General features: G+C 65.6%; 10 protein-coding genes. 4 read left to right on the top strand and 6 right to left on the bottom strand.

From position 1 onward, the window contains the following. From ACTIAO_RS15620 to ACTIAO_RS15610, 3 genes are all read left to right on the top strand, one after another. Nucleotides 1-857: 3-hydroxyacyl-CoA dehydrogenase family protein (locus ACTIAO_RS15620; RefSeq protein ID WP_441907090.1), on the top strand; the 857-nt coding region annotated here is incomplete at its 5' end. A gap of 63 nt (nt 858-920) precedes the next feature. Beyond that, nucleotides 921-1598 (top strand): TetR/AcrR family transcriptional regulator, encoded by a 678-nt coding sequence (locus ACTIAO_RS15615; RefSeq protein ID WP_441907089.1) that lies wholly within the window; start codon nt 921-923, stop codon nt 1596-1598. Next, nucleotides 1595-2095: a hypothetical protein gene (locus tag ACTIAO_RS15610; RefSeq protein ID WP_441907088.1), complete on the top strand. Its 501-nt coding sequence runs from the start codon at nt 1595-1597 to the stop codon at nt 2093-2095. The genes ACTIAO_RS15615 and ACTIAO_RS15610 overlap by 4 nt, the downstream gene beginning before the upstream one ends. Before the next feature lie 3 nt (nt 2096-2098). On the opposite strand, the gene dxs is transcribed toward ACTIAO_RS15610, so the two are convergent. The 5 genes from dxs to dut form a co-directional block, all read right to left on the bottom strand. Continuing rightward, nucleotides 2099-4039, bottom strand: a complete 1941-nt coding sequence (gene dxs, locus ACTIAO_RS15605; RefSeq protein ID WP_441907087.1) for a 1-deoxy-D-xylulose-5-phosphate synthase — start codon at nt 4037-4039, stop codon at nt 2099-2101. Nucleotides 4040-4184: 145 nt separating this feature from the next. After that, the gene (locus tag ACTIAO_RS15600) at nt 4185-7016 is read right to left on the bottom strand and encodes an aconitate hydratase (RefSeq protein WP_441907086.1); all 2832 of its coding nucleotides are present in this window, start codon (nt 7014-7016) and stop codon (nt 4185-4187) included. Nucleotides 7017-7167: 151 nt separating this feature from the next. Further along, complete coding sequence (locus ACTIAO_RS15595) at nt 7168-7929, bottom strand: DUF3159 domain-containing protein (protein ID WP_441907085.1); 762 nt, start codon at nt 7927-7929, stop codon at nt 7168-7170. After that, on the bottom strand, nt 7926-8516 hold the full coding sequence (locus ACTIAO_RS15590) for a DUF3710 domain-containing protein (protein WP_441907084.1): 591 nt from the start codon (nt 8514-8516) through the stop codon (nt 7926-7928). The genes ACTIAO_RS15595 and ACTIAO_RS15590 overlap by 4 nt, the downstream gene beginning before the upstream one ends. Next, a complete protein-coding gene (gene dut / locus ACTIAO_RS15585; protein ID WP_441907083.1) occupies nt 8513-8983 on the bottom strand; it encodes a dUTP diphosphatase in 471 nt (156 codons plus the stop codon). The genes ACTIAO_RS15590 and dut overlap by 4 nt, the downstream gene beginning before the upstream one ends. A gap of 12 nt (nt 8984-8995) precedes the next feature. On the opposite strand from dut, the gene ACTIAO_RS15580 reads away from it, so the two are divergent. Further along, entirely contained in the window at nt 8996-9487 is a 492-nt protein-coding gene (locus tag ACTIAO_RS15580; RefSeq protein WP_441907082.1) for a DUF3093 domain-containing protein, read from the top strand. Between the two features lie 59 nt (nt 9488-9546). On the opposite strand, the gene ACTIAO_RS15575 is transcribed toward ACTIAO_RS15580, so the two are convergent. Beyond that, nucleotides 9547-9669 (bottom strand): DUF4193 family protein (locus ACTIAO_RS15575; protein WP_441907091.1); only part of this gene is annotated, 123 nt, incomplete at its 5' end.

Genomic DNA, 9669 nt, shown 5'->3' with positions numbered 1-9669 from the left:
TCGAAGAGGTCGGCGTCAAGCAGCAGGTGTTCGGCGAGATCGAGAAGATCATCGCAGAGGACGCGATCCTCGCGACCAACACCTCGTCGCTGTCCGTCGAGGAGATCGGGTCGAAGCTCGCACACCCCGAGCGCCTGGTGGGCTTCCACTTCTTCAACCCGGTGGCGGTCATGCCTCTCATCGAGATCGTGAAGACCCCGGTGACGAACGAACAGAGCCTGTCGACGGCGTTCGTCGTTGCCAAGGGTCTCGGCAAGAACGCGGTACTCACCGCTGACGAGCCCGGATTCGTCGTCAACCGCCTGCTCGCCAAGGTCATGGGCGAAGCGGCACGCGCGGTCTACGAGGGCACGCCCATCGCCGATGTGGAGAAGGCGTTCGGGCCTCTCGGACTCCCGATGGGACCGTTCCAGCTCATCGATCTCGTCGGCTGGAAGGTCGCCGCCCACGTGCAGGACACGATGGTGCGTCACTTCCCCGACCGGTTCTACGCGAACGAGAACTTCCATGCGCTCGCGCAGCTCGACCAGGTCGTCGAGAAAGACAAGGGCGGCCGTGTCGTCGGGTGGACCAAGGCAGCCGAAAAGGCGCTCAAGGGCCACGTCGATTCCACTCCGGCATCCGCCGAGACGATCCTCACCCGGGTGCAGGACGGTCTGGCTCAGGAGATCAAGCTCATGCTCGACGAGAAGGTCGTGCCCGAGGTCGAAGACATCGATCTCTGCCTGATCCTCGGTGCGGGCTGGCCCTTCATCGACGGCGGCGCCTCGCCGTACCTCGACCGTGAGGGAGCATCAGAGCGGGTCTTCGGAGCGACGTTCCACAACCCGCCGATCCGCGGTATCGCAAACCGCTGATCAGCACACGCGAGCGGGGCCGCTTCTTCGGAGGCGGCCCCGTTTTCGTGATAGTTTTTGAACATGTTCGAAACTGAACCGGAAGCATCGACGAAGAGCGAACGCACGCGCATCAGAATCCGCGATGCGGCCATAGCGTCGTTCATCGAGCACGGCTACGCGGACACCACCATGCGCGCCATCGCGGAGGCAGCGGAGGTGTCAGTGGGCAACGCCTACTATTACTTCCCCTCCAAGACGCACCTCGTGCAGGAACTCTACGTGCGCGTGCAGCGCGAGCATACGGCGCTCGCGCGTCCGCTCCTCGATGGCGTTCCCGGGCTCGTCGACCGATTGCGCATCGTGTTCGAGACCGGACTTGTCGCGGTGTCGCCCTACCAGCGCGTCGCGCCCGGCTTCATGACCGCCATGATTCCCCCGGACTCCCCGCTGAACCCGCTTGCAGACGAGTCGGGGCCAGCCCGCGAGATGACCCTCACCCTGTTCCAGGAGGCCGTCACGGGGGCACAGCATCGACTTCCCGACGAGATCGCCGCCCTCATGCCCCAGGCGTTATTCGTCGCATACCTGGCGCTTGTGCTGCGTTGGACATACGACGACTCCGCAGGTCAGCGCAGCACACAGCGACTACTGGATGCCGGGCTGCGCCTGTTTGCGCTCGCGCTGCCGTTCGTCCGGGTGCCGGGCGTCCGCAAGACGACGCGCGAGCTGCTCACGCTCGTGGGTGAGGTGAGGTCATGACCGGCGAACTTCGAACACCACGAGCAGCCGAGGAACCGATGGCGTTCACCCGCGCCGAGTTCCGTCAGGGAGCGTTCGCGGCGTGGGGCGCCTTCATGATTCTGCTCATCGCCACGCTCATCGTCACGGCAGTGCTGCAATCCGGCCTGCCCTGGGGGCCTCCGCTGGCGACGATCGTGCTGTATCTGATGTTCGGCGTCCCCATCGGGGGCGTGGTTTCTGCACTGGTGACTCTCGCGGCTGCACCCGTCGTGCGGGTGATCGCACGGCGTCTGGCGCGAACGCGACGGATCAGCGTACACGTGACGGTGTATGCCGCGTTCGGCGCACTTCTGGGACTCATCCTGGTGAGCGTGAGCGTGCTGCTCACGCGCGGCGACTACGCGTACACCTTCTCTTCACCGTTGCCTTGGGCGACCGCGGCCCTGTGCGCTCTTGCTCTCGTCAGCGGATGGGGCTGGACGGTGTGGCGCAATCGGTGTCGCCCGGCCCGCTGATCCTCAGCGGCGCTCGTGCAGCGGAAGGTCGAGCGTGCCCGTCTCCCCGGCATTGCGCGCGATGGGAATGCGCGTTCCGAGAACTTGAGCGACGACATCCTGGGCGATCTTGGAAGCTGTGAGTCCGGCATCCGCAAGAATCTGATCGCGAGAGGCGTGATCGAGGAACTCGTCGGGAAGCCCCAACTCATCGACCGCCGTGTCGATACCCGCCTCGCGCAGCACCTGGCGCACGCGAGTGCCGACGCCGCCGACACGGATGCCGTCTTCCAGAGTGATGACGAGGCGGTGACGTCCGGCGAGCTCGACGACCGAGGGCTGCACGGGAATCGCCCACCGCGGGTCGATCACGGTGGCTCCGATGCCCTGTGCGCGCAGGCGTGCGGCGACATCCATCGCAAGCGCGGCGAACGGACCGATGCCCATGATCAGCACGTCCTCGCTCTCGTCGCGCGCCAGCACATCGACGCCATCATCGAGTCGTTCGATCGCTTCAATGTTGTCGGCGACGGCGCCCTTCGGATACCGGATCACCGTCGGCGCGTCATCCACAGCGACGGCCTCATCAAGTGCCTCGGCCAGACGCGCACCATCACGGGGCGCTGCGATGCGGATGTGCGGCACGATCTGCAGCATCGCCAGGTCCCACATGCCGTGGTGGCTCGCGCCGTCGGGGCCGGTGACCCCGGCACGGTCGAGCACGAACGTCACGCCCGCCTTGTGCAGTGCGACATCCATGAGCACCTGGTCGAAGGCACGCCCCATGAACGTGGCGTAGAGCGCGACGACAGGGTGCAGCCCGCCGTAGGCGAGCCCTGCCGCTGAGGTGACAGCGTGCTGTTCAGCGATCCCGACGTCGTACACGCGCTGCGGGAAGCGCTCCGCGAATGGTGCGAGTCCGGTCGGGCGGAGCATGGCAGCCGTCATCGCGATGACGCGGGGATCACGTTCGCCCACGCGAACCAACGCATCGGAGAAGACGTCCGTCCAACCGCGAGTACTGCTTCCGAGGGGTTCGCCGGTCACCGGATCGATCCGGTTCACGGCATGGAACTGGTCTGCCTCGTCATCGCGGGCCGGCTGATAGCCGCGGCCCTTCTCCGTGATCGCATGGACGATCACCGGTGCGCCATACGACTTCGCCAGCTCCAAGGTCTCCCGCAGCGCTGAGATGTCGTGCCCATCGACGGGTCCGAGGTACTTGATGTCCAGATTGGAATACAACGCGGCGTTGTTCACGAACCGGGAGAGGAACCCGTGGGTGCCACCGCGCACACCGCGGAACAGAGCACGACCCATCGGCCCGAAGGCGCGGAAGAAGCGGTCGGAGCGGTGGTGGAGATCCTTGTACGCACCAGCCGTGCGCACCCGGTTCAAGTAGCGGGACATCCCGCCGATCGTCGGCGCATAGGAACGGCCGTTGTCATTGACGACGATGACGAGGTTGCGATCGTTGTCATCAGAGATGTTGTTCAGCGCCTCCCACGTCATTCCCCCGGTGAGAGCACCATCGCCGACGACGGCGACGACGTGGCGGTCTTCCCTGCCTGTCGCAGTGAGTGCGCGTGAGATGCCATCGGCCCAGCTCAACGAGCTCGAGGCGTGAGAGGACTCGACGACGTCATGAGGGCTCTCGCTGCGCTGAGGGTATCCCGCGAGCCCACCGCGCACGCGGAGAGCGGAGAAGTCTTGGCGCCCAGTGAGCAGCTTGTGCACGTACGACTGGTGGCCGGTGTCGTAGATGATCGGATCATCGGGCGACTCGAACACGCGGTGCAGAGCAATCGTCAGCTCGACCACGCCGAGGTTGGGCCCCAGGTGTCCCCCGGTCCTGGCGACATTCTCGATGAGGAATGCGCGGATCTCCTCTGCCAGCTGGTTCAGCTGGGCGGGGCTGAGCCCATCGAGATCCCGCGGTCCGGTGATGCCGGGAAGAATGGGCATCAGCACCTCCTGAGCGTCTTCGTCGATCGCCTCCCTGGGTGAAGACGTCGACCCTTTGATGTTACCGCTGGGGCCCGGGAAATCTCCGAGCAGAAACCGAGAGAGGCTCGGATGCCGAAGCAACCGAGCCTCTCCATGAGTGCGATCAGACCAGTGAACGCAGCACGTACTGGAGGATTCCACCGTTGCGGTAGTAGTCGGCCTCACCGGGTGTGTCGATGCGGACGTCCGCGTCGAAGGTGATGGTCTTCTTGCCCTCCGCCGAGAACTCGCTCGGCTCCGCCGTGACCTTCACGGTCTTCGGGGTGACGCCTTCGTTGAGCTGTGTGAGGCCCTCGATCGAGATGATCTCGGTGCCGTCGAGGCCCAAGGACTCCCAGCTCTCGCCGGCCGGGAACTGCAGCGGGACGACGCCCATGCCGATGAGGTTCGAGCGGTGAATGCGCTCGAAGCTCTCGGTGATGACGGCCTTCACGCCCAGCAGGCTCGTGCCCTTGGCAGCCCAGTCTCGCGATGAGCCGGAGCCGTACTCCTTGCCGCCGAAGACGACCAGCGGGGTGCCCGCGGCCTGGTAGTTCATGCTCGCGTCGTAGATGTACGACTGCGGACCATCGGCCTGGGTGAAGTCGCGCGTGAACCCGCCCTCGACCTCGGCTCCGTCATTGACCGCGCGCACGAGCTGGTTCTTCAGGCGGATGTTCGCGAAGGTTCCGCGGATCATCACTTCGTGGTTACCGCGACGCGATCCGAACGAGTTGAAGTCCTTCTGGCGCACACCGTGCTCCTCGAGGTACTTCGCCGCCGGTGTGCCGATCTTGATGTTTCCGGCCGGGCTGATGTGGTCGGTGGTGACCGAGTCGCCGAGCGTCGCCATGACCCGTGCACCGGAGATATCCTCGACCGGGGTGAGCTCCATGGTCATGCCATCGAAGTACGGAGCCTTGGCCACGTAGGTCGACTTCTCGTCCCACTCGAAGATCGGGCCCTCGGGCGTCGGGAGGCTCGTCCAGCGCTCGTCGCCGTCGAAGACGGTGGCGTACTGCTTGATGAACTGCTCGCGCGAGATCGACGAGTCGATCACTTCCTGGATCTCACCCGGTGTCGGCCAGATGTCCTTGAGGAACACGTCGTTGCCGTCCTGGTCCGTGCCCAGTGCATCCGACTCGAAGTCGAAGTGCATGGACCCGGCCAGAGCGTAGGCGACCACCAGCGGAGGCGAGGCGAGGTAGTTCATCTTCACGTCGGGGCTGATGCGGCCCTCGAAGTTGCGGTTTCCCGAGAGGACTGCCGTCACGGCGAGGTCGTGGTCGTTGACAGCGGCCGAGACCTCTTCGATCAGCGGGCCCGAGTTGCCGATGCAGATCGTGCAGCCGTAGCCGACCGTGTAGAAGCCGAGACCCTCGAGGTCCTTGTCGAGGCCGGACTTCTCGTAGTAGTCCGTGACGACCTTCGAACCAGGGCCGAGAGTGGTCTTGACCCAGGGCTTCTGCTTCAGACCCTTCTCACGCGCCTTTCGGGCGAGAAGGCCGGCGGCCATCATGACCGAGGGGTTCGACGTGTTTGTGCACGAGGTGATTGCGGCAAGCGTGACCGCACCGTGGTCGAGAATGTACTTCTCGCCGTCGGGCGTGGTCACGGGGACCGGCTTGGAGGTGCCGTTGACGCCGCTGGAGATGTGCACGGGACGAGTGTCGTGGTCTTCATCACCCGGAGATCCCCCGGGGTCAGATGCGGGGAAGGAGTGCTTCGACTCGAGGTCGATGAGCGAGTCCGATGTCGACGGGTTGGCGTAGTTGACGATGTCCTGCTCGAACTGCGTCTTCGCCTCGGAGAGGAGGATGCGGTCCTGCGGGCGCTTCGGGCCGGCGATCGACGGCACGACGGTGCTCAGGTCGAGCTCCATGTACTCGCTGAATTTCGGCTCGTTGTCCGCGTCGTGCCACAGTCCCTGCAGCTTCGCGTACGCCTCGACGAGAGCGACTGCCTGCTCGTCGCGGCCCGTGAGGCGCAGGTAGTCCGTGGTGACCTCATCGATCGGGAAGATCGCCGCGGTGGAACCGAATTCGGGCGACATGTTGCCGATCGTGGCACGGTTGGCCAGGGGCACGGATGCCACACCAGCACCGTAGAACTCGACGAACTTGCCGACGACGCCGTGCTTGCGCAGCATGTCGGTGATCGTGAGCACGACGTCGGTCGCGGTGACACCGGCGGGGATCTCACCGGTCAGCTTGAATCCGACGACGCGCGGGATGAGCATCGACACGGGCTGGCCGAGCATGGCTGCCTCTGCCTCGATGCCGCCGACGCCCCAGCCGAGCACGCCCAGGCCGTTGACCATCGTCGTGTGCGAGTCGGTGCCGACGCACGTGTCGGGGTATGCCTGGAGCACGCCGCCGTTGGTGCGGTCGTAGATGACCTTCGCCAGGTGCTCGATGTTCACCTGGTGGACGATTCCGGTTCCCGGGGGAACGACCTTGAAGTCGTTGAACGCGGTCTGACCCCAGCGCAGGAACTGGTAGCGCTCGCCGTTGCGCTCGTATTCGATCTCGACGTTGCGCTCGAGAGCGTTCTCGGAGCCGAACAGGTCGGCGATGACCGAGTGGTCGATGACCATCTCAGCGGGCGAGAGCGGGTTGATCTTGTTGGGGTCGCCGCCGAGAGCGGTGACGGCCTCGCGCATGGTGGCGAGGTCGACGATGCAGGGCACGCCGGTGAAGTCCTGCATCACGACGCGAGCCGGCGAGAACTGGATCTCGGTGGTGGGCTCTGCCGCAGCATCCCACGCCCCGAGCGCCTCGATCTGCGCCTTCGTCACGTTCGCACCGTCCTCGGTGCGAAGCAGGTTCTCGAGGAGGACCTTCAGGCTGAACGGCAGCTTCTCGAAGCCGGGAACCGTGTCAATCCGAAAGATCTCGTAGTCGGTGCTGCCGACCGTCAGGGTGCTTTGAGCACCGAAGCTGTTCACTGTGGACACGAATCCGTCTCCTTCTAGTCTGAGGGGAGCGACAGGCGCTTCCATCTTGCTCGCCTGCGCCGCCGGCTGCCAGCAAGGCCCACCTAACAGTGTGCGCTCGTCTTGCTCTCGGCGGAAGGTCGAGATTTATCTTGATGTCAAGATAAATCTATCATGCCGTGGATGCTGCGTCCTGCGGCGACTCGCGCGGATACAGCGCCCGCACGACCAGCCAGGTGACGGCGATCAGCGGGGCGAACAGCGGCAGCCCCATGATGAGTTTGAGAGTGCCGAGTGCCGTGACCTGCTCGGTCAGGTACAGGGGCAGCTGCACAGCGAGACGAGCGAAGAACAGTGCCGCCCAGGCGATGCCGAGCCAGAAGAACGCCCGGCGCTTGCGCCGATCTGTGCGCCACGCCGTCGCCTCACCCATGAGGAAACCGGCGGCGATGCCGATCAACGACCAGCCGATCAGTGCCGAGACGAGGAGTGCCGTGCCGTACACGGTATTCGTGATGAGCCCGGGGACGAAGTTGTCCGCCCCTCGCCCCGTCCACAGCGCCAGCCCTGCCGCCGCGCACGCTGCGATCAGGCCGCCCAGCGCCGCCGCCGGCGGCGATTTCTGAACGAGACGGACAAGCGTGAACACCGCCGCGAGTCCGACAGAGACCCCCAGCGACAGGATGAGCGGATCAGGTCGGATCGTGAACAGGACGACGAAGGCAAGACTGGGCAGCACCGATTCCAGAATGCCGCGCCATCCGCCCATCGCCGACCAGACGACCTTCTGCGTACTGGCGTCCTCCGCAGGATCCAGCCCCGCTCTGCGCGCTGCGCCGCCCAGGGCCGCACCGAGCAGGTCCGAGGTGGATGCCGCGTTGCCGGAACCCTGCTCGGGTTCGAGGCCGGAGCCCTGTTCTTCGGGTGTACTCACGCCGACCCGGGCGTTGCCGGCATCTTCAGCGGGATCAGATCACGCGGCGGCATCGGCGTTCCGCCGCGCACGACCACGATCGACCGGAAGAGGTCTTCGACCTTCGCGGCGGCTTCAGGATCGGATGCGGCGGCACCGGCAATGACTCCGCGCAGGAACCAGCGCGGACCGTCCACACCGATGAACCGGGCGAGGTTGAGCGTCGATCCCTCGGATGCCGGTGCCGGTACTTCAGCGAGGAGTTCCTTGCCGAGCGCACCCTCGCGCTCCTCGACGCGCCCGCCCTGCTGGCGCACCTGGTCGACCAGCTGCATACGGGTCTCGTGCCAGAGGCCGAGCGTCCGCGGCGCGGCGAACGGCTGCACCTGCAGCGAGGATTCCGCGTAATCGAGGCCGACGGCGACGATCCGCTTGGACTGCTCCTCCACCTCAAGACGAAGATTCAGCCCCTCACGAGGGAGGATCTTGATTCCGCCGAGGTCGATGTACGGACGCACCGGATTCGCCTCGGACTCGTCGAACGGTCCCTCTGTGGATCGATTCGCCGGTGCGGACTTCGATGTGGGCTGTGTGATCTCTTCAGTCATTTCGTGCTTCCTGCCTGCTCAGCAGCATTCGCCGCCTGATATCCCGTCGATCCGAAACCCGCGTCTCCGCGCGTGCTGTCCGCAAGCTCCTCGACCGGGATGAAGTTCGCTCGGGCCACCGGCATGATGATCAACTGCGCGATCCGGTCCCCGACCGCCACATCGTACGCGCTCGACCTGTCCGTATTGAGCAGGCTCACCTTGATTTCGCCGCGATACCCGGCATCCACCGTTCCCGGAGAGTTGACGATCGTGATGCCGTGTTTCGCTGCGAGGCCGCTGCGCGGTACGACGAAAGCGGCGTATCCCTCGGGGAGCGCGATGCGCACCCCCGTGGACACGAGTGCGCGCTCCCCCGGCTCCAGCCGCACGGCCTCGGTGGCGACGAGGTCGGCACCAGCGTCTCCGGGGTGGGCGTAATGCGGGGTGACAGGCGCGATAATGGGAAGATCAACGGAATCACTCACCCCACGAGGCTAATGCAGAACCCCGCAGCTGACACACGCGTTCGCTACCGCGAGCGTCTTTCGCCGAGCCTGTGGATGCTGGTGACCGCCGCTGTTGCGGCTCCGATGGTGATGCTGACCTTCACACCGCTGGGCTCGCTGCCCGCGTTGCTGATCGGCGTCGGAGTGGCTCTCGTGCTCATCTGCGCCCTGATCTTCGGCTCGCCGCGGATTCGCATCCAGGGAACGGTGCTCTACGCCGGTCGCGCACACATCGACGCGCGATGGCTCGGCGAGATCACGGAGCACTCCGGAGAGGACGCGCGTCAGGCGCGAGGCCCCGGCCTCTCGGCACGCGGCTGGCATCTGCTGCGCGGTGGGATCGACGGCATCGTGATCGTGGAGAACACCGATCCGGACGACCCGATCCCCAGCTGGACGATCTCCAGCCGGACGCCCGATCGCCTTGCCGCCGCCATTCGCGCTGCCGAGGCGGATGCTGTCGCGGCGCACACCGCCGCGTAAAGACGACGATGCGCCCCTGACCGAACGGCCGGGGCGCACGAACGTGAGTGCGTCTGCGATCAGGCAGCGCACTCCTTGCAGATGGGGCCGTCCGCGCCCTCGTGGTCGAGCTGTGAGCGATGCTTCACGAGGAAGCAGCTCATGCACGTGAATTCGTCCTGCTGCGCGGGCAGCACGACGAC

The sequence above is a fragment of the Microbacterium sp. genome (genome assembly GCF_052099035.1).
GTDB lineage: Bacteria > Actinomycetota > Actinomycetes > Actinomycetales > Microbacteriaceae > Microbacterium.
Note: the sequence above shows the minus strand (reverse complement) of the source record. Positions and strands in the feature narration are given on the sequence as shown.